General features: G+C 40.7%; 25 protein-coding genes and 2 pseudogenes. 15 read left to right on the forward strand and 12 right to left on the reverse strand.

Annotated elements, in window-relative coordinates; all coding sequences use genetic code 11:
• Nucleotides 1-119: 119 nt before the first annotated feature.
• From nusB to gatC, 6 genes are all read right to left on the reverse strand, one after another.
• Nucleotides 120-545 (reverse strand): transcription antitermination factor NusB, encoded by a 426-nt coding sequence (gene nusB / locus HT721_RS07340; protein ID WP_173229481.1) that lies wholly within the window; start codon nt 543-545, stop codon nt 120-122.
• A complete protein-coding gene (locus HT721_RS07345) occupies nt 538-927 on the reverse strand; it encodes an Asp23/Gls24 family envelope stress response protein (RefSeq protein ID WP_050242198.1) in 390 nt (129 codons plus the stop codon). The genes nusB and HT721_RS07345 overlap by 8 nt, the downstream gene beginning before the upstream one ends.
• 21 nt (nt 928-948) lie before the next feature.
• Nucleotides 949-1,509 (reverse strand): elongation factor P, encoded by a 561-nt coding sequence (efp, locus tag HT721_RS07350; protein WP_000568643.1) that lies wholly within the window; start codon nt 1,507-1,509, stop codon nt 949-951.
• Nucleotides 1,510-1,639: 130 nt separating this feature from the next.
• Nucleotides 1,640-3,082, reverse strand: a complete 1,443-nt coding sequence (gene gatB / locus HT721_RS07355) for an Asp-tRNA(Asn)/Glu-tRNA(Gln) amidotransferase subunit GatB (RefSeq protein ID WP_173229483.1) — start codon at nt 3,080-3,082, stop codon at nt 1,640-1,642.
• Nucleotides 3,082-4,548 (reverse strand): Asp-tRNA(Asn)/Glu-tRNA(Gln) amidotransferase subunit GatA, encoded by a 1,467-nt coding sequence (gene gatA / locus HT721_RS07360; RefSeq protein WP_054393237.1) that lies wholly within the window; start codon nt 4,546-4,548, stop codon nt 3,082-3,084. The genes gatB and gatA overlap by 1 nt, the downstream gene beginning before the upstream one ends.
• Nucleotides 4,548-4,850, reverse strand: a complete 303-nt coding sequence (gatC, locus tag HT721_RS07365) for an Asp-tRNA(Asn)/Glu-tRNA(Gln) amidotransferase subunit GatC (RefSeq protein WP_000705419.1) — start codon at nt 4,848-4,850, stop codon at nt 4,548-4,550. Before gatC ends, gatA begins: the two co-directional genes overlap by 1 nt.
• A 213-nt stretch (nt 4,851-5,063) precedes the next feature.
• Between gatC and HT721_RS07370 the strand changes: the two genes are divergently transcribed.
• Both HT721_RS07370 and HT721_RS07375 read left to right on the forward strand, forming a co-directional pair.
• A complete protein-coding gene (locus HT721_RS07370; RefSeq protein WP_173218060.1) occupies nt 5,064-6,608 on the forward strand; it encodes a peptide chain release factor 3 in 1,545 nt (514 codons plus the stop codon).
• Nucleotides 6,609-7,110: 502 nt separating this feature from the next.
• On the forward strand, nt 7,111-7,377 hold the full coding sequence (locus HT721_RS07375) for a glycosyltransferase (protein ID WP_240147164.1): 267 nt from the start codon (nt 7,111-7,113) through the stop codon (nt 7,375-7,377).
• Between the two features lie 130 nt (nt 7,378-7,507).
• Here HT721_RS07375 and HT721_RS07380 read toward each other — a convergent pair.
• Nucleotides 7,508-7,669, reverse strand: a pseudogene (locus HT721_RS07380) (helix-turn-helix domain-containing protein); the annotation flags it as partial.
• A 203-nt stretch (nt 7,670-7,872) separates the two neighbouring features.
• Here HT721_RS07380 and rpmB point away from each other — a divergent pair.
• The 10 genes and pseudogenes from rpmB to HT721_RS07425 all read left to right on the forward strand — a co-directional run bounded on the left by rpmB (nt 7,873) and on the right by HT721_RS07425 (nt 16,424).
• Nucleotides 7,873-8,061 carry a 50S ribosomal protein L28 gene (rpmB, locus tag HT721_RS07385; RefSeq protein WP_001140948.1) on the forward strand — a complete coding sequence of 63 codons (189 nt, stop codon included), beginning with the start codon at nt 7,873-7,875 and terminating at the stop codon, nt 8,059-8,061.
• Between the two features lie 154 nt (nt 8,062-8,215).
• On the forward strand, nt 8,216-8,581 hold the full coding sequence (locus HT721_RS07390) for an Asp23/Gls24 family envelope stress response protein (protein WP_050089938.1): 366 nt from the start codon (nt 8,216-8,218) through the stop codon (nt 8,579-8,581).
• Nucleotides 8,582-8,583: 2 nt separating this feature from the next.
• On the forward strand, nt 8,584-10,251 hold the full coding sequence (locus tag HT721_RS07395) for a DAK2 domain-containing protein (protein WP_173217927.1): 1,668 nt from the start codon (nt 8,584-8,586) through the stop codon (nt 10,249-10,251).
• Between the two features lie 200 nt (nt 10,252-10,451).
• The gene (locus HT721_RS07400; RefSeq protein ID WP_060805182.1) at nt 10,452-12,152 is read left to right on the forward strand and encodes an acetolactate synthase large subunit; all 1,701 of its coding nucleotides are present in this window, start codon (nt 10,452-10,454) and stop codon (nt 12,150-12,152) included.
• Nucleotides 12,145-12,621, forward strand: coding sequence for an acetolactate synthase small subunit (gene ilvN / locus HT721_RS07405; protein ID WP_001253803.1), 477 nt, complete (start codon nt 12,145-12,147; stop codon nt 12,619-12,621). Before HT721_RS07400 ends, ilvN begins: the two co-directional genes overlap by 8 nt.
• A gap of 65 nt (nt 12,622-12,686) precedes the next feature.
• Nucleotides 12,687-13,709, forward strand: coding sequence for a ketol-acid reductoisomerase (gene ilvC, locus HT721_RS07410; RefSeq protein WP_000290683.1), 1,023 nt, complete (start codon nt 12,687-12,689; stop codon nt 13,707-13,709).
• Nucleotides 13,710-13,792: 83 nt separating this feature from the next.
• Nucleotides 13,793-14,149, forward strand: a complete 357-nt coding sequence (locus HT721_RS07415) for a hypothetical protein (protein ID WP_001027897.1) — start codon at nt 13,793-13,795, stop codon at nt 14,147-14,149.
• A 50-nt stretch (nt 14,150-14,199) separates the two neighbouring features.
• Nucleotides 14,200-15,450: a threonine ammonia-lyase IlvA gene (ilvA, locus tag HT721_RS07420; RefSeq protein ID WP_173229485.1), complete on the forward strand. Its 1,251-nt coding sequence runs from the start codon at nt 14,200-14,202 to the stop codon at nt 15,448-15,450.
• Nucleotides 15,451-15,988: 538 nt separating this feature from the next.
• Nucleotides 15,989-16,102 (forward strand): annotated as a pseudogene (locus tag HT721_RS11165) (SPFH domain-containing protein); the annotation flags it as partial.
• A 106-nt stretch (nt 16,103-16,208) separates the two neighbouring features.
• Nucleotides 16,209-16,424, forward strand: coding sequence for a hypothetical protein (locus HT721_RS07425; RefSeq protein WP_001130036.1), 216 nt, complete (start codon nt 16,209-16,211; stop codon nt 16,422-16,424).
• Between the two features lie 106 nt (nt 16,425-16,530).
• On the opposite strand, the gene HT721_RS07430 is transcribed toward HT721_RS07425, so the two are convergent.
• Both HT721_RS07430 and HT721_RS07435 read right to left on the reverse strand, forming a co-directional pair.
• Nucleotides 16,531-17,271 carry an amino acid ABC transporter ATP-binding protein gene (locus HT721_RS07430; protein WP_000189477.1) on the reverse strand — a complete coding sequence of 247 codons (741 nt, stop codon included), beginning with the start codon at nt 17,269-17,271 and terminating at the stop codon, nt 16,531-16,533.
• Nucleotides 17,271-18,836: an ABC transporter substrate-binding protein/permease gene (locus HT721_RS07435; protein ID WP_173229487.1), complete on the reverse strand. Its 1,566-nt coding sequence runs from the start codon at nt 18,834-18,836 to the stop codon at nt 17,271-17,273. Before HT721_RS07435 ends, HT721_RS07430 begins: the two co-directional genes overlap by 1 nt.
• Nucleotides 18,837-18,974: 138 nt before the next feature.
• Between HT721_RS07435 and HT721_RS07440 the strand changes: the two genes are divergently transcribed.
• Nucleotides 18,975-20,864, forward strand: coding sequence for a DUF2207 domain-containing protein (locus tag HT721_RS07440; protein WP_173229489.1), 1,890 nt, complete (start codon nt 18,975-18,977; stop codon nt 20,862-20,864).
• 61 nt (nt 20,865-20,925) lie between these two features.
• Entirely contained in the window at nt 20,926-21,771 is an 846-nt protein-coding gene (locus HT721_RS07445; protein ID WP_050242207.1) for an undecaprenyl-diphosphate phosphatase, read from the forward strand.
• 32 nt (nt 21,772-21,803) lie between these two features.
• On the opposite strand, the gene dinB is transcribed toward HT721_RS07445, so the two are convergent.
• The gene (gene dinB / locus HT721_RS07450) at nt 21,804-22,865 is read right to left on the reverse strand and encodes a DNA polymerase IV (RefSeq protein WP_173229491.1); all 1,062 of its coding nucleotides are present in this window, start codon (nt 22,863-22,865) and stop codon (nt 21,804-21,806) included.
• 238 nt (nt 22,866-23,103) lie between these two features.
• Between dinB and pflB the strand changes: the two genes are divergently transcribed.
• Nucleotides 23,104-25,428, forward strand: a complete 2,325-nt coding sequence (gene pflB / locus HT721_RS07455; protein ID WP_000260628.1) for a formate C-acetyltransferase — start codon at nt 23,104-23,106, stop codon at nt 25,426-25,428.
• Between the two features lie 366 nt (nt 25,429-25,794).
• Here pflB and HT721_RS07460 read toward each other — a convergent pair whose 3' ends face one another.
• Together HT721_RS07460 and HT721_RS07465 are read right to left on the reverse strand one after the other, a co-directional pair.
• Entirely contained in the window at nt 25,795-26,352 is a 558-nt protein-coding gene (locus HT721_RS07460; RefSeq protein WP_000359824.1) for a DUF6036 family nucleotidyltransferase, read from the reverse strand.
• A complete protein-coding gene (locus tag HT721_RS07465; RefSeq protein ID WP_000384127.1) occupies nt 26,345-26,629 on the reverse strand; it encodes a hypothetical protein in 285 nt (94 codons plus the stop codon). Before HT721_RS07465 ends, HT721_RS07460 begins: the two co-directional genes overlap by 8 nt.
• Nucleotides 26,630-26,917: the final 288 nt, after the last annotated feature.

A 26,917-nucleotide genomic window follows, 5' to 3' on the forward strand; every position in this document is an offset into this window, starting at 1 on the left:
AGTCAGTAACATCTATACGACAAGCCGACGCTGACGTGGTTTGAAGAGATTTTTGAAGAGTATTACTCTGTGCAGAGGGGAAAGTAAAAAGGTGCTTGGAAGACCAAACACCTTTTCGATTATTCATTTTCTTCTGTTACAAATTGACTAAGCAGTCCGTTGATAAAGCGGGCTGATTTTTGATCTGAAAAATTCTTAGCAAGTTCAATAGCTTCATTGACTGCTACCAGCTGAGGTGTATCAAATGATGTGATTTCAAAGATACCCAAGCGTAGTAAGTTTTTTTCGACCAAGGTCAAGCGTTCAACTGTCCAGCCTGATTTGAGGTGCTGGTTGATTTGTTTATCCAACTCGTCTTTTTGAGCTTGAACGCCAGAAACCAAGTTCAGAAGAAAGGCAGGGATTTGCACATCTGCATCTTCACGGTCATGTGTGTAGGCAAAGCGACAAGCAGTTTTCATATCTGTGCCGAATTCAAGGCTCATAAGAGCTTGAAAAGCGCATTTACGAAGTTCACGTCTGGATTCTAATAGTGGACTAGTCATTGAGGAAGTCCTCGTCAAACAGATCTTTCAACTCAGGTTTTGGTGTTTTATCCGGAACGATTCCCGCAACGTGAATATTGACAACAGAAAGTTCCACATCAGCCATATTACGAACAGCGTCCTTAACAGCTTTTTGGATAGCCATAGCAACTTTAGGTACTTTCACACCGTACTCAAGGTAGAGATAGATGTCGGCAGTTAGCTCTTCATTGCTTTCTTTTAAGTAGACGCCACGACCAAGAGAGAGTTTTGATAGGGTATCAGATACGGATTTATTTGAAAATGAGTGGACACCATCAACTTTAGCCGTTGCGATGGCAATGATTTTTTCAAGTACACGTGGAGCGATAACGATTTCGCCAAATTGTTCTTCAATTCCCATAGAATGACCTCTTTCTAGAGATTAGGCACGAGAAACGTAAGTTCCTTCTGCAGTGTTGATGATCAATTTTTGTCCAGCTTCGATGAAGTCAGGAACGTTGACAACAAGTCCAGTTTCCATAGTTGCTGGTTTACCAGAACCTGTAACAGTAGCACCTTTGATAGATGGTTGTGTCTCAGCAACTGTCAATTCAACAGTAGTTGGTACAGTTACACCGATTACTTCAGTTCCGTAGAATTGGATTTTCACATCAGAGTTTTCAAGGATGTAAAGCAATTCATTTTCAACGTTTACGACTGGGATTTCGTATTGGTCGTAAGTTTCAGTGTTCATGAAGTAGGCAGTTTCATCCATTTTGTACAAGTATTGAGCTGGAACAGTTTCGATAATAGCTTGTTCGAATTTTTCTTCTGGACGGTAGCTTGTATCAAAAGTAGAACCAGTACGGACATCACGCAATTTCATACGCATGATTGTGTTCCCTTTACCTGGTTTGTGGTGGCTAGCTTCCAAAACGCGGATCAATTTTCCGTCTGCAGTTTCAAATGTCATACCAGCTTTCAATTTGCTTGCTTCAATCATGTTTTTACCTCTTTAATAAATATTATTACTCTTCATTTTACCATAAAATCTTCTGGAAATAAAGCCAAAATAGTTATTGGGAGATGGTAGGAGCGAAAAAACCAACCTCAGGGCTGGTTTTTGTTACATATTAATCTTCTTTCAACTTCGCCAATTCTTGTGCAAGGAGTTTAAGGGCGACTTGTGGGTTGGCTTGGCCTTTGGTTGCTTTCATAAGGAAGCCTGTGAAGGCCTTGTCTGCGTTACGTTTGCCTGACTTGAAGTCGGAAACTGCGGCTTCGTTATCGGCAAAGACTTGGTGGATAATTGGAATCAAGACAGATGGATCTGAGATTTGGACCATACCTGCTTTTTCCACGTATTCACGCGCACCACCGCCATTTTTAGCTAGGTGGACAAAGACTTTCTTGGCAATCTTAGAAGAGATAGTGCCGTCTTCGATGATGGCAATCATTTCAACCAAGTTTTCTGGTGTCAATTCGATTTGTTCGAGAGTCTTACCTTCGGCGTTCAAGAATTGAGCAACTTCTCCTTGAAGCCAGTTAGAGACTTGCTTAGCATCGCCACCAAGGGCAACAGATTTTTCAAAGAAGTCAGAAGAGACCTTGTTCGCCGTCAACTGGCTAGCATCGTAGTCTGACAAGCCAAAATCAGATACATAGCGCGCACGGCGTTCTTTTGGAAACTCTGGCAATTCAGTACGCATTTCCTCGATCCACTCGTCTGAGATTTCAAAGAGAGGTAGGTCTGGTTCTGGGAAGTAGCGGTAGTCTGCAGCTCCTTCTTTGACACGCATGAGGATGGTTGCCTTGTTAGCTTCATCGTAACGGCGTGTTTCTTGGCGGATTTGACCACCTGAGCGTAGGATTTCGGCTTGACGTTGGACTTCGTATTCAAGCCCCTTGCGGACGTTTGAGAAGGAATTGAGGTTCTTCAACTCTGTCTTGGTACCGAATTTTTCTTGACCATACGGACGAAGAGAGATATTGGCATCCACACGCATAGAACCTTCTTCCATCTTAACGTCAGAAATGCCAGCGTACTGGATGACTTCCTTGAGGGCAGTTAGGTAAGCGTAGGCTTCTTCTGGCGAGCGCATGTCGGCTTCAGATACAATCTCAATCAATGGTACCCCTTGACGGTTGAGGTCAACATAAGAGTAGCCATCTGTACCGTGGGTGTTCTTACCAGCATCTTCCTCTAGGTGGGCGCGTTCGATACCGATTTTCTTAGTTGTACCGTCTTCTAGCTCCACTTCAATCCAGCCGTTGTAACCGATTGGCTCATCAAACTGAGAAATTTGGTAGGCTTTGGGATTATCAGGGTAGAAGTAGTTCTTGCGGTCAAAGTGCATTTTTTTGTGGATGTCCATGTTGAGGGCAAGAGCCGCCTTGATACCAGCATCGACTACACCCTTATTGAGAACTGGCAGAACTCCTGGGAAAGACCAGTCAATCACGTTGGTGTTGGCATTTTGGTCATTTCCGAAGTGGGCAGAAGTAGGTGAGAAGATTTTTGAATTGGTGTTGAGCTCTACGTGGACTTCAAGTCCAATGACTGTTTCAAAGTTCATTAGTTGTCACCTCCAAAAATCACGGGTTGTTGTTTATGGTAGTCTGTTGTTGCTTCAAAGGCAGCAGCAACTTGGTAAATGGTTTCTTCAGAGTACTTAGGACCAATCAATTGCAGACCGACTGGTAGACCTTGAGAGAATCCAGCTGGAATCGAAATTCCAGGCAGTCCTGCCAAGTTTACAGGTATAGTCAAAAGGTCAGCCAAGTACATGGCAACTGGGTCATGGTTGAGTGAGTCCAAGTCATAAGCAACACTTGGAGCAGTTGGACCCAAAATCAAGTCATAATCCGCGAAGACGTTTTCGAAATCTTGAATGATGAGGGTACGGACTTGACCAGCTTTCTTGTAGTAAGCATCGTAGTAACCTGATGAAAGGCTGAAAGTACCTAGCATGATACGGCGTTTCACTTCTTCACCGAAACCTTGGCTACGGCTGTTTACATAGATTTCATTAAGGTTGCTTGCATCTTCTGCGCGGTAGCCGTAACGGATACCGTCAAAACGTTGCAAGTTTGATGAAGCTTCTGATGAAGCGATGATGTAGTAAACGGCAACACCGTATTTAGAGTGAGGAAGGCTGACTTCTTCGACGATAGCGCCCAATTTTTCAAAGTGCTTAGCAGCATTCAGAATGGTTTCCTTAACCTCTGGGTCAATTCCTTCTCCTAGGTATTCCTTAGGTAAAGCAATTTTCATGCCCTTGATGTCTTGACCGATTTTTGAAGTAAAGTCGGCGATGCGGACAGGAGCAGAAGTAGAGTCTTTGGCATCTTCGCTGGCAATAGCGTTGAGCAAGAGGGCGTTTTCCTTAACAGTTGGTGCGAAAGGTCCAATCTGGTCTAATGAGCTACCAAAGGCAATGAGACCGAAACGAGAAACCGTTCCGTAGGTTGGTTTGAGACCAACAATCCCGTTGAAGGCAGCAGGTTGGCGGATAGAACCACCGGTATCAGAACCAAGTGACAAGCGGACTTGTCCTGAGGCTACAGCTGCGGCTGAACCACTTGAAGAACCACCAGGAACCTTGGTCCGATCCCAAGCATTTTTAGTGGCACCGTAGTGAGAAGTTTCACCTGAACCACCCATGGCAAACTCGTCCATGTTAGTCTTTCCAACAACAATCATACCTTTAGCTTTGGCATTAGCAACGGCTGTCGCATCAAAGATAGGCTCGTAGTTGTAGAGCATTTTTGAGGCGGCAGTTGTGAGAATACCGTCTGTAGAGATGTTATCCTTTACTGCAAGCGGAATTCCTGAAAGGACATTATCAGCATCGATTCCAGCTTGGTCAATAGCCTTGGCTTGAGCAAGGGCTTGCTCCTCAGCGATGGTAACAAAAGCGTTGATAGCTGTCTCGCGAGACTTGATATCTTCAAGCGTAGCTTGGGTCAATTCCGTTGCTGAAATTTCCTTAGAAACAAGGAGATTGTGCAAGTCTTCAATGGTTTTATTGTTAAAAGTCATTAGGCATCTCCTCCATCGTCTAGGATAGCTGGTACCTTGATATAGTAGTTGTCTTTTTCAGGTACGTTTTTAAACAAGCGATCACGGTCTGTTCCTTCTTCGGCCACATCAGGGCGGAGTACAGTCTTGCGGTCAGCCATAGTCGTAGTAGGTGCGACACCAGTTGTGTCAACTTCGCCCAGCAATTCAACCATGTCAACAATCTTAGACAAGGTAGTCGCAAAGGCAGCAGTTTCTTCTTCAGAGAATCTTAATTTTGAAAGATTGGCAACGTGTGTTACCTCTTCTTGCGTAATTTTCATCTTGCATCCTTTCGTGAAATGATGATTTTTAGTCTGTTCTATTTTACCATATTTTCCTATAAATAAGGGAGGGATAAGTGAAAAGAAATAGAAATTGAAAAAAATGCTAAAATCCGATATAATGGAGTGTTGAAAGGAATGGTAAAATCCAATGTAAAAATCATTCTTAGCTATCGAAACAAGGAAAATAGAGAATCTAAAGAAAGAGAACTTATGAATATTCAAGAAGAAATTAAGAAACGTCGTACCTTTGCCATCATCTCCCACCCGGACGCGGGGAAAACAACCATAACGGAGCAGTTGCTCTACTTTGGGGGTGAGATTCGTGAGGCTGGTACCGTAAAAGGAAAGAAAACAGGGACTTTTGCCAAGTCTGACTGGATGGATATCGAGAAGCAACGTGGGATTTCGGTGACTTCATCTGTTATGCAGTTTGATTACGATGGCAAGCGCGTCAACATCCTAGACACCCCAGGGCACGAGGACTTTTCAGAAGATACCTATCGTACCTTGATGGCGGTGGATGCTGCGGTCATGGTTGTGGACTCTGCCAAGGGTATCGAGGCGCAAACCAAGAAATTGTTTGAGGTTGTGAAACACCGTGGCATTCCAGTCTTTACCTTTATGAACAAGCTGGACCGTGACGGTCGTGAGCCACTGGACCTCTTGCAAGAATTGGAAGAAGTATTGGGCATTGCGAGCTATCCGATGAACTGGCCAATCGGGATGGGGAAAGCTTTTGAAGGCTTGTATGACCTCTATAATCAACGCTTGGAGCTCTACAAGGGGGATGAGCGTTTTGCTAGTTTAGAAGATGGGGATAAGCTTTTTGGTAGCAATCCTTTCTACGAGCAAGTCAAAGATGATATTGAACTTTTAAATGAAGCTGGAAATGAGTTTTCAGAGGAAGCTATCCTTGCTGGAGAATTGACACCTGTCTTCTTTGGTTCAGCTTTGACAAACTTTGGTGTGCAGACCTTCCTTGAGACCTTCCTCAAGTTTGCTCCAGAACCACATGGACACAAGAAAACAGACGGTGAAGTTGTGGATCCGTACGACAAGGATTTCTCAGGATTTGTCTTTAAAATCCAAGCCAACATGGACCCTCGTCACCGTGACCGTATTGCCTTTGTCCGTATCGTATCAGGCGAATTTGAGCGTGGTATGAGTGTCAACCTGCCTCGTACTGGTAAGGGAGCTAAGCTGTCAAATGTTACTCAGTTTATGGCGGAAAGTCGTGAGAATGTAACCAATGCCGTGGCGGGTGATATTATCGGTGTATACGATACAGGTACTTATCAAGTTGGGGATACCTTGACAGTTGGGAAAAACAAATTTGAATTTGAACCACTGCCAACCTTTACACCTGAGATTTTCATGAAAGTTTCTGCCAAGAATGTCATGAAGCAAAAATCCTTCCACAAGGGGATTGAGCAACTGGTGCAAGAGGGGGCTATTCAGCTTTATAAGAATTACCAAACAGGCGAGTATATGCTGGGAGCTGTAGGTCAACTCCAGTTTGAAGTCTTTAAGCACCGTATGGAGGGCGAGTACAATGCGGAAGTCGTCATGAGCCCAATGGGGAAAAAGACCGTTCGTTGGATCAAGCCTGAGGACTTGGATGAACGCATGTCGTCAAGTCGCAATATCTTGGCTAAAGACCGCTTTGACCAACCAGTCTTCCTCTTTGAAAATGACTTTGCCCTCCGTTGGTTTGCGGACAAGTATCCAGATGTAGAGTTGGAAGAAAAAATGTAGATCGCCAAAGTTACTTGATTGTGTAACAATCTAAGTAACTAACGCCAAGTTTCTATGGAACTTGGCTAGGCGCTCCACTAGTAAAGTTTTACGAATAATATCGATTCGTAAAACTTTACGTCGTAACAGTTAGCAAGCGGTAACTGCCTCACTAACTACGTTTGGCAAATAGGATCGATTTGTAAAACTCCGTGTCGTAATGTAAAAAATAGCCTTACCTAAACGCTTCACTAGGCAAAGTCCACGAATGGTATAGATTCGTAAAACTTTCCGTCGTAACTGGTAGTGAGTGGTCTAGCTAACTGCTTTACTAACTACGTTTGGCAAATGGAATCGATTTGCCAAGCCCCGTGTCGTGGTGTAAAAAATAGCCTTATCTAAACGCTTTGCCGTCATAATGGAAAGTAAGCTCCCCAAACATATGATGGGAATAAAAAAGAAATGAGATAGAGAATGAGAGACGAGAAAAAAGCGATTGTCTTAGGCGCAGGTAATGCTCAGTATGAATAAAGTTGAAACAACAATAAAGTCCCTGTGTATTCGTTATGATAATCGGAAGTTTTATATTTTTAATGATGATTTTCCGATTGACAGTAGTATTCTGAAAGATTATCGTTTACCCTTTGAGGGACTTTCTTACGCTACCTTATTTAGGTATTTTATCCCTAAGTATGTAAGTGAGGTTCGTGTATTGTATTTAGACTTGGATATTATAGTGAGAAAACCGATAGATGAGCTGTGGTACTTAGACTTAACAGGCATCTCCTGAGTAGTAGTTAGAGATGATTTTTATACACCTATTTTCAATGTTGTTTTTTGTTAATCAACAATGACATGTGAAGAGCAGAAAATGTCACGTAAAATCTGATTTAAGACACAAATAAAAAATCTTCCAATTCTCTGTTTCCGTGTCTGAAGGCTTCTTTTCCTTTCTGTTGATAGACTAGTAGCAGACGATTGATTTGTCTTTCAGAAAGATTGAGTTCGACACAGGCTCGATTCTTTGTTTTCTTTCCTTGGTCTATAGCTTTTATCACAAGATATTTTTTCGTTTCATTCATATTCAGTTGGATCCTTTTCATATGACTATTCTACCAAATGGGACATTTTCACGTTCGATTTACTAAAGACATTATCGCATTCGAATCACAATAAATAAAAAAATCTTCCAATTCCCTTGCAAAAATGAAGAAAGTGTGATAACATAGTACGGTATGTGGTGCTAGCACATCCGCTATATTAGATCTAATAGGAGGAAAACACAATGGCTAAAGTATGTTACTTTACAGGTCGTAAGACTGTATCAGGAAACAACCGTTCACACGCGATGAACCAAACAAAACGTGCCGTAAAACCAAACCTTCAAAAAGTTACTGTTCTTATCGATGGTAAACCTAAAAAAGTTTGGGCTTCAGCTCGTGCTTTGAAATCAGGTAAAGTTGAACGCGTTTAATAATAAAAGCAAGGAGACCTCAGGGTCTTTTTCTTTTGTCATAGCGAAAAAATCATTTTAAAAGCAGAGTAAATATCCGCTGATACAGTATTCTGCTTTTACACTTGGGCTGAAATATGATAAAATAGAGTATCAACTAGTTGAGGTAAAAAGGATGACTGTAAAAATTAATACAAAAGATGGTCAAATCGAACTAACAGATGAAGTGATTGCAACTGTCGTAGGCGGTGCAACAACTGAGATTTTTGGTGTGGTCGGTATGGCTAGTAAAAATGCCCTCAAAGATAATTTCCAAGCCCTTCTAGGTAAGGAAAATTATTCCAAAGGTGTCGTCGTAAAGGCAGCCGAAGATGGAAGCATTGCAGTTGATGTGTATACCGTGTTGAGCTACGGAACAAAGATTAGTGAAGTGTCAAAAAACATTCAAGAGCGTGTTGCCTTTAGCTTGGAAAACCAGCTTGGAATTACTGCTCAGACTGTAAATGTCTACATTCAAAATATCAAAGTTGTAGGAGAATAACCGTGTCAAAAATTACTACTAGCTTATTTCAAGAAATGGTGCAGGCTGCATCAACTCGCTTGAATAAGCAAGCTGAATATGTCAATTCATTAAACGTCTTCCCTGTTCCAGATGGAGATACTGGGACAAATATGGGAATGACCATTGAAAATGGTGCTAAAGAAGTTGCAGACAAGCCAGCTTCTACAGTTGGCGAGGTAGCGAGCATTCTTGCCAAAGGTCTTTTGATGGGTGCGCGGGGGAACTCAGGAGTTATTACGTCTCAGCTTTTCCGTGGATTTTCACAAGCGATCAAGGATAAAGACGAGTTAACAGGTCAAGACTTGGCCCTTGCCTTCCAATCAGGTGTGGAAGTTGCCTATAAGGCAGTGATGAAGCCAGTTGAAGGAACGATTTTGACAGTTTCTCGTGGTGCTGCTATCGGTGCTAAGAAAAAAGCTGAGCAAACAGATGACGCTGTTGAAGTCATGCGCGCAGCTTTAGAAGGTGCTAAAACAGCTCTAGCTAAAACACCAGACATGCTTCCAGTCTTGAAGGAAGTTGGCGTTGTGGACTCGGGTGGTCAAGGATTGGTTTTCATCTACGAAGGTTTCCTTTCAGCCCTTACTGGCGAATATATTGCATCTGAGGACTTTGTAGCCACTCCTGCCAACATGAGTGAAATGATCAATGCAGAGCACCACAAGTCTGTGGCTGGTCATGTGGCGACTGAGGACATCAACTTTGGTTACTGTACTGAAATCATGGTAGCTCTTAAGCAAGGTCCAACCTATGCCAAAGATTTTGACTACGATGAATTCCGTAACTACTTGAATGAACTTGGAGATTCTCTCCTCGTTGTCAATGATGATGAAATCGTCAAAGTCCATGTCCATACAGAAGATCCAGGACTTGTCATGCAAGAAGGTCTCAAATATGGTAGCTTGGTCAAGGTAAAAGTTGACAATATGCGTAACCAACACGAAGCACAGGTTGAGAAAGAAGCTGCTCAAGTTAGCAAGCCAGCTGAAGAAAAAGAGTATGCTTTGATTGCCGTGGTGGCTGGTAAAGGTCTAGCAGATATCTTCCGTTCTCAAGGTGTGGATTATGTTATCGAAGGCGGTCAAACCATGAACCCTTCAACAGAAGACTTTATCAAGGCTGTTGAACAGGTCAACGCTCGTAACATTATCTTCCTGCCAAACAACAAAAACATCTTCATGGCAGCTCAATCTGCAGCAGAAGTTTTGGAGCAACCAGCAGTAGTGGTGGAAGCTCGCACTCTTCCTCAAGGTTTGACAAGTCTTCTTGCTTTTGATCCAAGTAAGTCCATCGAAGAAAACCAAGAGCGTATGACAGCTGCTCTTAGCGATGTCGTTAGCGGAAGCGTCACAACAGCTGTGCGTGATACAACCATTGATGGCTTAGAAATCCATGAAAATGATAATCTAGGTATGGTGGATGGGAAAATTCTCGTGTCAAACCCTGACATGCACCAAACCTTGACAGAAACTTTGAAACATATGTTGGATGAAGATAGTGAAATCGTAACCTTCTATGTCGGTGAAGACGGAAGCGAAGAACTTGCCAATGAAATTGCTCAAGAAATCGCAGAAGAATTCGAAGACGTTGAAGTCGAGATTCACCAAGGTCAACAACCTGTTTACCCATACCTATTTAGTGTAGAATAAGATTAATGAAGGACTGAGAAATCAGTTCTTTTTTTCTTTTTAAATAATGAAATCGGTATCTTTTAAATAAAAACCAAAATAACATTCATAAATAAACGTTAAAATAGAAAATTCAGAAAATTTCTTCTTTTGTCTTGAAAAATTTTGAAAAAGTGGTATGATAGTAACAAGTTATTTTTAAGAGGAAAGAAAGGGGAACAATGGAGAAAATCAGTTTAGAATCTCCTAAGACGGGGTCTGACCTAGTTTTGGAAACACTTCGTGATTTAGGAATTGATACCATCTTTGGCTATCCTGGTGGTGCAGTCTTGCCTTTTTATGATGCGATATATAATTTTAAAGGCATTCGCCACATTCTAGGACGCCATGAGCAAGGCTGTCTGCATGAAGCTGAAGGTTATGCTAAATCAACTGGAAAGTTGGGTGTTGCCGTCGTTACTAGCGGACCGGGAGCAACAAATGCCATTACAGGGATTGCGGATGCCATGAGCGATAGTGTTCCCCTTTTGGTCTTTACAGGTCAGGTGGCGCGAGCAGGGATTGGGAAGGATGCCTTTCAGGAGGCAGACATCGTGGGAATTACCATGCCAATCACTAAGTACAATTACCAAGTTCGTGAGACAGCTGATATTCCTCGTATCATTACGGAAGCTGTCCATATCGCAACTACAGGCCGTCCAGGGCCAGTTGTAATTGACCTACCTAAAGACGTATCTGCTTTAGAAACAGACTTCATCTATTCATCAGAAGTGAACCTACCAAGCTATCAGCCGACTCTTGAGCCAAATGATATGCAAATCAAGAAAATCTTGAAGCAATTATCCAAGGCTAAAAAGCCAGTCTTGCTAGCTGGTGGTGGAATTAGTTATGCTGAAGCTGCTGCAGAATTAAATGAATTTGCAGAACGCTATCAAATTCCGGTGGTAACCAGTCTTTTGGGACAAGGAACGATTGCAACGAGTCATCCACTCTTCCTTGGAATGGGAGGCATGCACGGGTCATTCGCAGCTAATATTGCCATGACGGAAGCGGACTTTATGATTAGTATTGGTTGCCGTTTCGATGACCGTTTGACGGGGAATCCAAAGACTTTTGCTAAGAATGCTAAGGTTGCTCACATTGATATTGACCCAGCTGAGATTGGTAAGATTATCAGTGCAGATATTCCTGTAGTTGGAGATGCTAAGAAAGCCTTGCAAATGTTGCTAGCAGAACCAACAGTTCATAACAATACTGAGAAATGGATTGAAAAAGTTACCAAAGACAAGAACCGCGTTCGTTCTTATGATAAGAAAGAGCGTGTAGTTCAACCGCAAGCTGTTATTGAACGAATTGGTGAATTAACTAACGGAGATGCCATTGTGGTCACAGACGTAGGTCAACACCAAATGTGGACAGCCCAGTATTATCCCTACCAAAATGAACGTCAGTTAGTGACTTCAGGTGGTTTAGGAACCATGGGATTTGGAATTCCAGCAGCAATCGGGGCTAAAATTGCTAACCCAGATAAGGAAGTAGTCTTGTTTGTTGGGGATGGCGGTTTCCAAATGACTAATCAGGAATTGGCGATTTTGAACATTTACAAGGTGCCAATCAAGGTGGTTATGCTGAACAACCACTCACTTGGAATGGTTCGCCAGTGGCAGGAATCCTTCTATGAAGGCAGAACGTCAGAGTCGGTCTTTGATACCCTTCCTGATTTCCAATTGATGGCACAGGCTTATGGCATTAAAAACTATAAGTTTGACAATCCTGAGACCTTGGCTCAAGACCTTGAAGTCATCACGGAGGATGTTCCTATGCTAATCGAGGTAGATATTTCTCGTAAGGAACAGGTGTTACCAATGGTACCAGCTGGTAAGAGTAATCATGAGATGTTGGGGGTGAAGTTCCATGCGTAGAATGTTAACAGCAAAACTACAAAATCGTTCAGGAGTCCTCAATCGCTTTACAGGTGTCCTATCTCGTCGTCAGGTTAATATCGAAAGCATCTCTGTTGGAGCAACAGAAGATCCGAATGTATCGCGTATTACCATTATTATTGATGTAGCTTCACATGATGAAGTGGAGCAAATCATCAAGCAACTTAATCGTCAGATTGATGTGATTCGCATTCGAGATATTACGGATAAACCACACTTGGAGCGCGAGGTGATTTTGGTTAAGATGTCAGCGCCAGCTGAGAAGCGAGCTGAGATTCTAGCCATTATTCAACCTTTCCGTGCAACAGTGGTAGACGTAGCGCCAAGCTCGATTACCATTCAGATGACAGGAAATGCTGAAAAGAGTGAAGCTCTATTGCGAGTCATTCGACCATACGGTATTCGCAATATCGCTCGTACGGGTGCAACTGGATTTACCCGCGATTAAAAATCCAACTTAAATTTGTTAAACCAGCCTAAAAGGCAATAAATAATAGAAAAGAGAGAAAAACTATGGCAGTTCAAATGGAATACGAAAAAGATGTTAAAGTAGCAGCACTTGACGGTAAAAAAATTGCCGTTATCGGTTATGGTTCACAAGGACATGCGCATGCTCAAAACTTGCGTGATTCAGGTCGTGACGTTATTATCGGTGTACGTCCAGGTAAATCTTTTGATAAAGCAAAAGAAGATGGATTTGACACTTACACAGTAGCAGAAGCTACTAAATTGGCTGACGTTATCATGATTTTGGCACCAGACGAAATCCAACAAGAATTGTACGAAGCAGAAATCGCTCCAAACTTGGAAGCTGGAAACGCAGTTGGATTTGCTCATGGTTTCAACATCCACTTTGAATTTATCAAAGTTCCTGCAGATGTAGATGTCTTTATGTGTGCACCTAAAGGACCAGGACACTTGGTGCGCCGTACTTATGAAGAAGGATTTGGTGTTCCAGCTCTTTATGCAGTTTACCAAGATGCAACAGGAAATGCTAAAAACATTGCTATGGACTGGTGTAAAGGTGTTGGAGCAGCTCGTGTAGGTCTTCTTGAAACAACTTACAAAGAAGAAACTGAAGAAGATTTGTTTGGTGAACAAGCTGTACTTTGTGGTGGTTTGACTGCCCTTATCGAAGCAGGTTTCGAAGTCTTGACAGAAGCAGGTTACGCTCCAGAATTGGCTTACTTTGAAGTTCTTCACGAAATGAAATTGATCGTTGATTTGATCTACGAAGGTGGATTCAAGAAAATGCGTCAATCTATTTCAAACACTGCTGAATATGGTGACTATGTATCAGGTCCACGTGTAATCACTGAGCAAGTTAAAGAAAATATGAAAGCTGTCTTGGCAGACATCCAAAATGGTAAATTTGCAAATGACTTTGTAAATGACTATAAAGCTGGACGTCCAAAATTGACTGCTTACCGTGAACAAGCAGCTAACCTTGAAATTGAAAAAGTTGGTGCAGAATTGCGTAAAGCAATGCCATTCGTTGGTAAAAACGACGATGATGCATTCAAAATCTATAACTAATTAGAAAGCAAAGAATTTTGCTAAAATAGTAGCTTCAGCTATTCGTGGGATATTAGATATACTTATTTAGGGGTTAAAATCATATGAATATTACCAATTTGTTTTCTATCAAGACAGGATGTGATGAAACTGATAGGCAACTGCAAAAATTATTTTTTCAGTTGGATTTACAATTGGGAGAATTGACAGATCAACTAAGAAAATTAGATTCTAATTTTGTTCCTCGTAGTCAATTTGTAGACACGCTGGATTTGAATGATGTAGAATATAAAGAAATTTTAAACTATTTTATCTTCCATCGTAATGATAGTGAAGAAAGTTTGGCAGAATGGTTATATGATTGGATTTCCACAAATCGTTATGAACTTCCTAAAGAGTTTTCTATTCGTATGGCTCATAAATATCATGAAAGTGTTGCTGAAGTTTTTGGAGATGAATAACTAAAAAAACAGTCATTAGTGACTGTTTTTTATAGAAAAAGAGGTTTTATATGTTAAGTTCAAAAGATATCATCAAGGCTCACAAGGTCTTGAACGGTGTGGTTGTGAATACACCGCTTGATTATGACCATTATTTATCGGAGAAGTATGGTGCTAAGATTTATTTGAAAAAGGAAAATGCCCAACGTGTTCGTTCTTTTAAAATTCGTGGTGCCTATTATGCTATTTCTCAGCTCAGCAAGGAAGAGCGTGAGCGTGGGGTAGTCTGCGCCTCTGCGGGAAATCATGCGCAGGGAGTTGCCTATACTTGTAATGAGATGAAAATTCCTGCTACTATTTTTATGCCCATTACTACTCCGCAACAAAAAATTGGGCAGGTTCGCTTTTTTGGTGGGGATTTCGTGACCATTAAACTAGTTGGAGATACCTTTGATGCCTCAGCTAAAGCAGCTCAAGAATTTACAGTCTCTGAAAATCGTACCTTTATTGATCCCTTTGATGATGCCCATGTTCAAGCTGGTCAAGGGACGGTTGCTTATGAGATTTTAGAAGAAGCTCGAAAAGAATCGATTGATTTTGATGCTGTCTTGGTCCCTGTTGGTGGTGGCGGTCTCATTGCCGGGGTTTCTACCTATATCAAGGAAACAAGTCCAGAGATTGAGGTTATCGGAGTAGAGGCTAATGGAGCGCGTTCTATGAAGGCTGCTTTTGAAGCTGGTGGTCCAGTCAAACTCAAAGAAATTGACAAATTTGCGGATGGGATTGCTGTGCAAAAGGTAGGACAGTTGACCTATGAAGCAACCCGTCAACATGTTCAAACCTTAGTAGGTGTTGATGAGGGATTGATTTCTGAAACCTTGATTGACCTCTACTCCAAGCAAGGGATTGTTGCAGAACCTGCTGGAGCGGCTAGTATCGCTTCTTTAGAAGTTTTAGCTGAATATATCAAGGGGAAAACCATTTGTTGTATCATTTCTGGAGGAAATAATGATATCAACCGTATGCCAGAAATGGAAGAACGTGCCTTGATTTATGATGGGATCAAGCATTACTTTGTGGTCAACTTCCCACAGCGTCCAGGAGCTTTGCGTGAGTTTGTAAATGATATCTTGGGGCCAAATGATGATATCACACGTTTTGAGTATATCAAACGAGCTAGCAAGGGGACAGGCCCAGTATTGATTGGTATTGCCTTAGCAGATAAGCATGATTATGCAGGTTTAATCCGTAGAATGGAAGGTTTTGATCCAACTTATATTAACTTAAATGGGAATGAAACGCTTTATAATATGCTTGTCTGAGGACTAATAAAAAAATATCATATTATTTGCACAACTGATGTATAGGTGCTATAATGAAGATGAAGAAAGGGGGCGATTCCTATGGTTTTAGGAAACTTATCGTGCAATTCTTACTTCTGTTCATTATAGCACTTATGATGTTTGGATCAGATTTCCATCCTTCATTTTGATTTCCCGTCTATTTTGAAAAGTAAACTCACACGGTCTTTAAGATGTGATTTGATTTCTTTTTATTGACAAATATACCATATTAAAAGGATATATGAGCAACTGACTGAGCTTATCTGTCTTGTCATCTTTATTAAGGATGGTTTAGAGAATCGGGTGTCTGCTTCTAGGCTAGCACCTCAATATCCAAATGCGTGATGAGTTTGAATAATATAAGGAATAACTATCTATCAGATGATTTCTTGAGGAAGAAAGATAGGAGTTTTTGAGCTAGTGAAGGCTTTGATTTCTAAAGGTTAGGGCTGTCATCTTCAGTTCTTAAATCGAAGAAATAAGCTATCTTACGGAAATAGGGAAGCATTTTTTTAAAAGCTTGAATAATTTTGCACCTCAAGAGGGTAATAATACAATATTTTTATTAGCAAATATTTATGGTGTAGAGGCTAGCAAAACCTATATATTATCGGCTTTAAAAAGGAAGTAAGAAAATTCTGAACTAATTATTTTTGTTGAATATATGTTTTTTTATTGACAAAAGTAGTAAAAACGTATACAATTAAATATTGTAAAGAAGAAAATAGGAGAAAAACATGGCTAAGTCAAACTTTGAAAAAGTAGAATCAGTTGTTGGCTGGGTTCGTGATAAGAAAATCACAGGCTACCGTATCTCTAAAGAAACGAATGCACGTGAAATGTCTATCATTGCTCTGGCGCAGGGTCGTGCAAAAGTAAAAAATATTTCATTTGAAACAGCCCTAGGCCTAATTGATTTCTATGAAAAAAATCATGAAAAATTTGAAGATTAATCTTTGGATAACGGCGGATTCTTGACCCTCAAGTAGTAGAGATAGAGAATCTGCCTTTTCATTTTGGACAGCAAAAAGACTGCACGGTTGATGCAGCCTTTTCTTTTTATTTGAGATAGCGTTGAAGGAATTCTTTTGTACGGTCTTCTTTAGGATTAGTGAAGAGGTCTTCTGGTTTGCCTTCTTCAGCGATTACACCCTTATCCATGAAGATAACACGGTGAGAGACATCACGGGCGAATTCCATTTCGTGGGTTACAACAATCATGGTCAAGCCTTCCTGAGCCAGATCTTGCATGATTTTGAGGACTTCTCCAACCATTTCTGGATCGAGAGCTGATGTTGGTTCATCAAAGAGAATAGCGTCTGGATTCATTGAAAGGGCACGAGCGATGGCGACACGTTGTTTTTGACCACCTGAGAGTTGTTTTGGTTTGGCTTGCCAGTAGCGTTCCCCCATGCCGACCTTTTCTAGGTTTTCTTTGGCAATCTTTTCAGCTTCTGTACGTTCGCGTTTAAGGACAGTTGTCTGAGCGACAATTGTGTTTTCAAGCACGTTGAGATTTTCAAAGAGGTTAAAGGATTGGAACACCATCCCCAACTTTTCACGGTATTGCGTGAGGTCATAGCCTTTTTCGAGGACGTTTTGTCCATGATAAAGAATTTGTCCATCAGTTGGCGTTTCAAGTAGGTTAATGGAGCGTAGGAAGGTTGATTTTCCGCTTCCAGAGCTTCCGATGATAGAGATAACTTCTCCCTTGTGGACAGTGAGAGAAATGTCTTTTAACACTTCGTTTTGGCCATAGGATTTTTTGAGGTGTTTAATTTCAAGGATTGCTTGGGTCATTATTTTAAATCCTCCGTTTGCATTTGGTTAGCACCTGTAGTATAGGTATCCATGTCCATTCGGCGCTCGATGAAGCGTAGGATACGTGTTACGGTGAAGGTGAGGACAAAGTAAATCACGGCGATGATTGTAAATGTCTGGAAGTATTGATAGGTTTGTGTTGCCACGGTATTTCCTGAGAAATAAAGTTCGACAACAGAGATAACGTTCAATACAGATGTATCTTTGATATTGATGACAAATTCATTACCAGTTGCTGGTAGGATATTGCGAACAACCTGAGGTAGGACAATCTTACGCATGGTTTGGTTATGAGTCATACCAAGAGCAGTCGCAGCTTCAAATTGTCCCTTGTCAACTGCCAGAATACCACCACGTACTATTTCAGTCATGTAGGCACCAGTGTTGATTGAAACGATGAAGATAGCAGCCAGTGTGCGGTCAAGGTTGATACCGAAAGCTTGGGCAGTTCCATAGTAGATAACCATCGATTGAACGATCATTGGGGTACCACGGAAAATTTCAATGTAGACATTGAGGATCCAGCCGATTAGTTTTTGTAATCCATAAATGGCTTTATTTTCAGAGAGAGGAGCAGTACGGAAAACACCAATGGCAAGACCGATGATGAGACCGATGATGGTTCCGACGATAGAGATTAAAAGAGTGATACCAGCACCACGCAAGAGTTGTTGCCAGTTTTCCGAAAGAATTTTAGTGACTTGGCTAAAGAAACTACTGCTAGTCTCTTCAGTTGTTGTAGCTTCGGCAGGTTGTTCCTTGATCATACGATCCATCAAGGCAACTTGGTCGTCTTTTGAAATGGTTTCAATGCTGGCATTGATTTGGCTAATACGATTGTCATCTTTACGAAGTCCGATGGCGATAGCTGTATCTTCTTCCCCAGTTTTGAAACCTGGTTCTACTTGAACCATCTTGAACTTAGAGTTAGCAGCTTCGGCAGTCAGAGCTTCAGGGCGTTCAGAAACATAGGCATCGATGACACCGGCCTCAAGTGCTTGGCGCATTTGAGCGAAGTCTCCCATGGCAGTTTCTTTTTTAGCACCTGGGATTTGTGCAATCAAATCATAAAGGTAGACCCCTTGTTGAGAAGTGATTTTTGCACCGTTAAAGTCATCTAAAGATTTAGCATTTGCGTAGGCAGAATCTTTTTTGACCAGTAGAACTGGTTCGCTAGTGTAGTAACTGCTCGAAAAGGCAATTTCTTGTTTACGCTCGGCAGTAGGACTCATACCTGCGATAATCATGTCAATCTTACCAGAAGTAAGGGCAGGAACTAGACCTTCCCACTTTGTTTTAACAACCAAAGGTTCTTTACCTAAGTCCTTAGCGATTTTCTTGGCAATTTGGACATCGTATCCGTTAGCATACTGGTTAGTCCCATCGATTTTGACAGCCCCATTGCTATCATCGTCCTGGGTCCAGTTAAAGGGAGCATATGCTGCTTCCATCCCGATGCGTAAATATTCATCGGCTTGAGCAACATTGACAAGTCCCAGCATCAGCAAGAGACTTGTGAAAATAGATAAGTATATTTTTCTCATGATTTCTCCTATTTCTAATCTATTAAAAAATAACTGTCTCCTATTTTATCGAAAAAAACTCTATTTTTCAATATAGGTAAGCCCTTACTTGAGAAAAAATGATATAATGATAGCAAAGATAAAAAGGGGGCTTAGTTGATGAAAAAAACTTTTTTCTTACTGATGTTTGGCTTGTTTTGCCTTCTGCCACTTTCTGTTTTCGCCATTGATTTCAAGATAAACTCTTATCAAGGTGATTTGTATATTCATGCAGACAATACAGCAGAATTTAGACAGAAGATAGTTTACCAGTTTGAGGAGGACTTTAAGGGCCAAATCGTAGGACTTGGTCGTGCAGGCAAGATGCCTAGTGGATTTGACATTGATCCTCATCCAAAGGTTCAGGCTGCGAAAAATGGTGCTGAACTAGCAGATGTTACTAGCGAAGTGACAGAAGAAACGGATGGTTATACTGTTAAAGTCTATAATCCAGGCCAGGAAGGCGACACAGTTGAAGTTGACCTTACATGGAACTTAAAGAATTTGCTTTTCCTTTATGATGACATTGCTGAATTAAATTGGCAACCTTTAACAGATAGTTCAGGGGCTATTGGAAAGTTTGAATTTCATGTAAGGGGAGATAATGGTGCTGAAAAACTCTTTTTCCATACAGGCAAACTTTTTAGAGAGGGAACGGTTGAAAAGAGTAACCTTGATTATACTATTCGTTTAGACAATCTTCCGGCTAAGCGTGGAGTTGAATTGCATGCCTACTGGCCTCGGACCGATTTTACTAGCGCTAGGGATCAGGGGGTGAAAGGGAATCGTTTAGAAGAGTTTAATAAGATAGAAGACTCGATTGTTAGAGAAAAAGATCAGAGTAAACAACTCCTTACTTGGGTCTTCCCTTCGATCCTTTCTATCTCCTTGTTATTGAGTGTCTGCTTTTATTTTATTTATAGAAGAAAGACCACTCCTTCAGTTAAATATGCAAAAAATCATCGTCTTTATGAACCACCAATGGAATTAGAGCCTATGGTTTTATCAGAGGCGGTTTACTCGACCTCCTTGGAGGAAGTGAGTCCTCTAATCAAAGGAGCAGGTAAATTCACCTTTGACCAACTTATTCAAGCTACTTTGTTAGATGTGATAGACCGTGGGAATGTGTCTATTATTTCAGAAGGAGATGCAGTTGGTTTGAGGCTGGTCAAAGAAGATGGTTTGTCCAGTTTTGAGAAAGACTGTCTAAATCTGGCTTTTTCAGGAAAAAAAGAAGCCACTCTTTCCAACTTGTTTGCGGATTACAAGGTATCTGATAGTCTTTATCGTAGAGCAAAAGTCTCTGATGAAAAACGGATTCAAGCAAGGGGGCGTCAACTCAAATCTTCTTTTGAAGAAGTATTGAACCAGATGCAAGAAGGAGTGAGAAATCGAGTTACCTTCTGGGGGCTCCCAGATTATTATCGTCCTTTAACTGGTGGGGAAAAGGCCTTGCAAGTGGGTATGGGGGTCTTGACTATCTTGCCCCTATTTATCGGATTTGGTTTGTTCTTGTACAGTTTGGATGTTTATGGCTATCTTTACCTCCTCTTGCCAATACTTGGTTTTCTAGGTTTGGTGTTGGCTGTTTTCTATTATTGGAAGCTTCGACTAAATAATCGTGATGGTGTCCTAAATGAAGCAGGAGCAGAAGTCTACTATCTCTGGACCAGTTTTGAAAATATGTTGCGGGAGATTGCGCGATTGGATCAGGCAGAGTTGGAAAGTATTGTGGTCTGGAATCGCCTTTTGGTCTATGCGACTTTATTTGGCTATGCGGACAAGGTCAGCCATTTGATGAAGGTTCACCATATTCAAGTGGAAAATCCAGATATCAATCTCTATGTAGCTTATGGCTGGCACAGTATGTTTTATCATTCAAGTGCGCAAATGAGCCATTATGCCAGCATCGCAAACACAGCAAGCACCTATTCCGTATCTTCTGGAAGTGGAAGTTCTGGCGGTGGATTCTCCGGAGGCGGAGGCGGTGGAAGTATCGGTGCCTTTTAAAGAGAACTGCCATAGACTGAAAAAGTATGCTATAATGGAAGATAGAAAAAAGGAGTAATCTATGTATCTTATTGAAATTTTAAAATCTATCTTCTTCGGAATTGTTGAAGGAATTACGGAATGGTTGCCTATTTCCAGTACAGGGCACTTGATTTTAGCAGAGGAGTTTATCCAATACCAAAATCAGAATGAAGCCTTTGTGTCCATGTTTAATGTTGTAATTCAGCTGGGAGCGATTTTGGCGGTCATGGTTATTTACTTTAACAAGCTCAATCCATTCAAACCGACTAAGGATAAGCAGGAAGTTCGTAAGACTTGGAGACTATGGTTGAAGGTCTTGATTGCGACCTTGCCTTTGCTTGGTGTCTTTAAATTTGATGATTGGTTTGACACCCACTTCCATAACATGGTTTCTGTTGCTCTCATGTTGATTATCTACGGGATTGCCTTTATCTATTTGGAAAAGCGCAATAAAGCGCGTGCTATCGAGCCAAGTGTAACAGAGTTGGACAAGCTTCCTTATACGACAGCTTTCTATATCGGACTCTTCCAAGTTCTTGCTCTTTTACCAGGGACTAGCCGTTCAGGAGCAACGATTGTCGGTGGTTTGTTGAATGGAACTAGTCGTTCTGTTGTGACAGAATTTACTTTCTATCTTGGAATTCCTGTTATGTTTGGAGCTAGTGCATTAAAGATTTTCAAATTTGTGAAAGCAGGACAGCTCTTGAGCTTTGGGCAATTGTTCTTGCTCTTGGTTGCGATGGGAGTCGCCTTTGCAGTCAGCATGGTCGCTATTCGTTTCTTGACCAGCTATGTGAAAAAACACGATTTTACCCTTTTTGGTAAATACCGTATCGTGCTTGGTAGTGTTTTGCTACTGTATAGTTTTGTTCGTTTATTTGTATAAGAAAAACCTTGAAGGGGCAGCTCTTCAAGGTTTTAAAATCCAGTCACGGTAATCCCCAACAGGCGGACACCTCTTTCTTTCTCGCTTAACTCTTCATAGAGTTGCAGGGCTATTTGGCTTATCTGACTAGCATACTGTGTTTTTTGAGTCAGACTTTTTCGTTTGGTAAGAGTTGAAAAGTCCTCGTAGCGGATTTTCAAAATAACAATTTTTCCAGCTTTTTCTTGCTGACTGAGATTGAGAGCGACTCTTTCTGATAGAAGAGTCAGCTCTTTTTTGATATCTTCCTCGGCACGGAGAATCTTCCCGTAGGTTTTCTCCTTGCCGATTGATTTACGGATGCGATTGGATTTGACGGGGGAATTGTGAATACCACGAGCCTTTCGATACAGGTCATAGCCCAGTCTACCAAAGCGGTCTATTAGGGTCACTTCAGGAACTTCAAGTAGGTCAGCACCAGTAAAAACACCCATGTGATGAAGCCGTTCCACCGTCTTTTTTCCTACTCCATGAAACTTGGCCACGTCCATTTGTTTGAGAAAATCCTCAGCCTGGTCAGGTAGAATCACTGTCAGACCATGTGGTTTTTGATAATCGCTCGCCATTTTAGCTAAGAATTTGTTATAAGAAACGCCAGCAGAAGCAGTTAGATGGAGTTCCTGCCAGATATCCTCTTGAATGAGACGAGCGATTTTGACCGCTGACTTAATCCCAAGTTTATTTTCTGTTACATCCAAATAGGCTTCGTCAATACTCATAGGTTCAATCAAATCTGTATAGCGCTTAAAGATAGCTCGAATCTGGAGTCCCACAGTCTTGTATTTTTCATAATTCCCTGAGATAAAGACTGCCTGGGGACAACGTTCGTAGGCTTCCTTGGAGCTCATGGCTGAATGGACACCAAAAACTCGAGCCTCATAGCTACAAGTGGAAACGACACCACGTCCACCTGTTTGCCGAGGGTCGCTTCCGATAATGACAGGTTTTCCTCTGAGTTTAGGATTATCCCTGATTTCCACTGCAGCAAAAAAGGCATCCATGTCAATATGGATGATTTTTCTTGACAAATCATTTAACAAAGGAAAAATCAACATGTCTAGCCCCCTTTTTACCGCTTATTTTCTTTTATTATACCTTTTTTTCTGAAAAAAAGAAAAAAGGACTTTATTTTTTCAAAAATATAATACAGTTTGAAATAAAATGTAGACTGTTTTAGAAAAGAAAGTGTAAAAATAGGGAATTTTCACTTGTTGAAATCGGTTACTGTATGGTATACTTGACTCATGAATGTAACAGATGGTTGTTACTAGAAAGAAAAAAGAGGACATTAACATGGTTGTTAAAACAGTTGTTGAAGCACAAGATATTTTTGACAAAGCTTGGGAAGGCTTCAAAGGCGTAGATTGGAAAGAAAAAGCAAGTGTATCACGCTTCGTACAAGCTAACTACACACCTTACGATGGAGATGAAAGCTTCCTTGCTGGACCAACAGAACGTTCACTTCACATCAAAAAAATTGTAGAAGAAACGAAGGCACACTACGAAGAAACTCGTTTCCCAATGGACACTCGTCCAACATCTATCGCTGACATTCCAGCAGGATTTATCGATAAAGAAAACGAAGTTATCTTCGGTATCCAAAACGATGAACTCTTCAAATTGAACTTCATGCCAAAAGGTGGTATCCGTATGGCTGAAACTACTTTGAAAGAAAATGGATACGAACCAGACCCAGCTGTTCACGAAATCTTCACTAAATACGTAACAACAGTTAACGACGGTATCTTCCGTGCCTACACTTCAAATATTCGTCGCGCACGTCACGCTCACACTGTAACTGGTCTTCCAGATGCATACTCACGTGGACGTATCATCGGTGTTTACGCACGTCTTGCTCTTTACGGTGCAGACTACTTGATGCAAGAAAAAGTAAACGACTGGAATGCAATCGAAGAAATCGATGAAGAAACAATCCGTCTTCGTGAAGAAATCAATCTTCAATACCAAGCATTGCAACAAGTTGTTCGCTTGGGTGACCTTTACGGAGTTGATGTTCGCAAACCAGCTATGAACGTTAAAGAAGCTATCCAATGGGTTAACATCGCCTTCATGGCTGTCTGCCGTGTTATCAACGGTGCTGCTACATCTCTAGGACGTGTACCAATCGTTTTGGACATCTTTGCAGAACGTGACCTTGCTCGTGGTACATTTACTGAATCAGAAATCCAAGAATTCGTTGATGATTTCGTTATGAAACTTCGTACAGTTAAATTTGCTCGTACAAAAGCTTATGACCAATTGTACTCAGGTGACCCAACATTCATCACAACTTCTATGGCAGGTATGGGTAACGACGGTCGTCACCGTGTTACTAAGATGGACTACCGTTTCTTGAACACTCTTGACAACATCGGTAACTCTCCAGAACCAAACTTGACAGTTCTTTGGACTGACAAATTGCCATACAACTTCCGTCGCTACTGTATGCATATGAGCCACAAACACTCTTCTATCCAATATGAAGGTGTAACAACAATGGCTAAAGACGGATATGGTGAAATGAGCTGTATCTCATGTTGTGTGTCTCCACTTGACCCAGAAAACGAAGAACAACGCCACAACATCCAGTACTTCGGTGCTCGTGTAAACGTATTGAAAGCCCTTCTTACTGGTTTGAACGGTGGTTACGACGATGTTCACAAAGACTACAAAGTATTTGACATCGAACCAATCCGTGACGAAGTTCTTGAATTTGAATCAGTTAAAGCTAACTTTGAAAAATCTCTTGACTGGTTGACAGACACTTACGTCGATGCTTTGAACATCATTCACTACATGACTGATAAGTACAACTACGAAGCTGTTCAAATGGCCTTCTTGCCAACTAAACAACGTGCCAACATGGGATTCGGTATCTGTGGATTCGCCAACACAGTTGATACATTGTCAGCGATTAAATACGCTACAGTTAAACCAATTCGTGATGAAAATGGCTACATCTACGATTACGAAACAATCGGTGAATACCCACGTTGGGGTGAAGATGACCCACGTTCAAACGAATTGGCAGAATGGTTGATCGAAGCTTACACAACTCGTCTACGTAGCCACAAACTTTACAAAGACGCAGAAGCTACTGTATCACTTTTGACAATCACATCTAACGTTGCTTATTCTAAACAAACTGGTAACTCACCAGTCCACAAAGGTGTATACCTCAACGAAGATGGTTCTGTGAACTTGTCTAAACTTGAATTCTTCTCACCAGGTGCTAACCCATCTAACAAAGCTAAAGGTGGATGGTTGCAAAACTTGAACTCACTTTCTAGCCTTGACTTTAGTTATGCAGCTGATGGTATCTCATTGACTACACAAGTATCACCTCGTGCTCTTGGTAAGACTCGTGACGAACAAGTTGATAACTTGGTAACAATCCTTGATGGTTACTTCGAAAACGGTGGACAACACGTTAACTTGAACGTTATGGACTTGAACGATGTTTACGAAAAGATCATGTCAGGTGAAGATGTTATCGTACGTATCTCTGGATACTGTGTAAACACTAAATACCTCACTCCAGAACAAAAAACTGAATTGACACAACGTGTCTTCCACGAAGTTCTTTCAATGGATGACGCCTTGGATGCATTGAGCTAATCAAGTTTTTGAATAATAAAAAGGAACCCTCGGTCAGTCGACTGAGGGTTTTGTGTTTGGGATAGTGTGAGCAATTCCTTCGGAGCAATATGCAATGTTTTTGGGAAAGAATAGTGGACTGAATCTGAAATATAATAGATTGAAACTAGAATAGTACACCTTTATTTCTAAAACATTGTTAGAAATCGATTTGACTGTCCTGATCGATTGGTCCTATTCTTATTTCATTTTACTATAGTCCACTAAAACGTCTCAAACAGTGCTAGAAATTGACTGGAATTCTCTAAGCGATTTGTTCAGTTTTTATTTCATTTCATCATAAAAACAAGACGACTGGCTAATTGACAATCATCTTGTTTGATACTGTTAATAAAATTCGCGAAGTTTATCTTGATTTTCTTTAAAAAATTTTTCTAACCAATCCATACCATAAGCATAACTAAAACCTTCTAAGAGAACAGAGAGGTCAATAGTATCAAATCCCATGTCTTTTAAATATTTAAAGGTATCGAATGGTGAATGAAAGTTTTTGTATTTAATAATTGCACCAATATCTTTCAAATCCTGCTCCCTGATACTCATCATCTTCATTCCTAACACATACTCAATAGGGACTACTAAAACGGTCAGATTCTCAAATGAGTACAAGGATTCACATAAACTTAAGGGAGGTTGTTTGTTCATATTTGCAACATGATTGTTGAGCCATAACTCTTCGTGGGTGTTAAGATTAAACTGTTTTCCTACACGAGCAATAATTTCATTGATTTTCTGATTTTGGTCATAAAAAGCATCAACATCTTGTGTGGCACGTAAACCATGATATTCTAAGACATAACCACCGACACAGATAATTGTTAAAGTCAGATTTTCCTGAATTAATTCCTTATTTAGGGCTTGGAATACCGGTTTCATTTTATCCATGCTTGTATTTCTCCATCAATTTTTGAACATTGGTTAACTTAGCAGGTTTATTTAATGAAATCACATATTTATGAGTTGGAGTATGCTCTTGAAAGGCATACTTCAAGCTAATTTTTTGAAAATGGGTTAGTTCTTTGGAGTCTAGCAACTTTTCTATATCTTGGTTTGTTAAATAAGAATAGTCTTCAAAAATAACTTTTCGCAAATAGCGAAACCAATGGCTTGCGTTGAATTGTGATTGTTTGGATGCCTGTATCATATAATCGTACCAATCCATTGTCTTCCTCCTATGAAATTTAGTTTATCTTATTGTAGTTTATATTTAAAAATGTAGTTTTTCTTAATTAGCTCGTATCTATAGGATGATACTGAAAATTATCTTGTTGCTTTAAATCACAATCGAAAAATTCTGTTTTTCATCTTAGAAAAGAGTGTTTAGAAATGTAAAATGAACCTTTTTTCTTATCCAAGAACCTTACTAAAGTATATAATTTAGGAAGTCAATCCTGTATGATAATGTTTGTACTATCGTTGAGTTTTTGCTTAATTGCCTAACGAGATAAAT

This window comes from Streptococcus sp. 4094 (assembly GCF_013277125.1).
Classification (GTDB): Bacteria; Bacillota; Bacilli; order Lactobacillales; family Streptococcaceae; genus Streptococcus.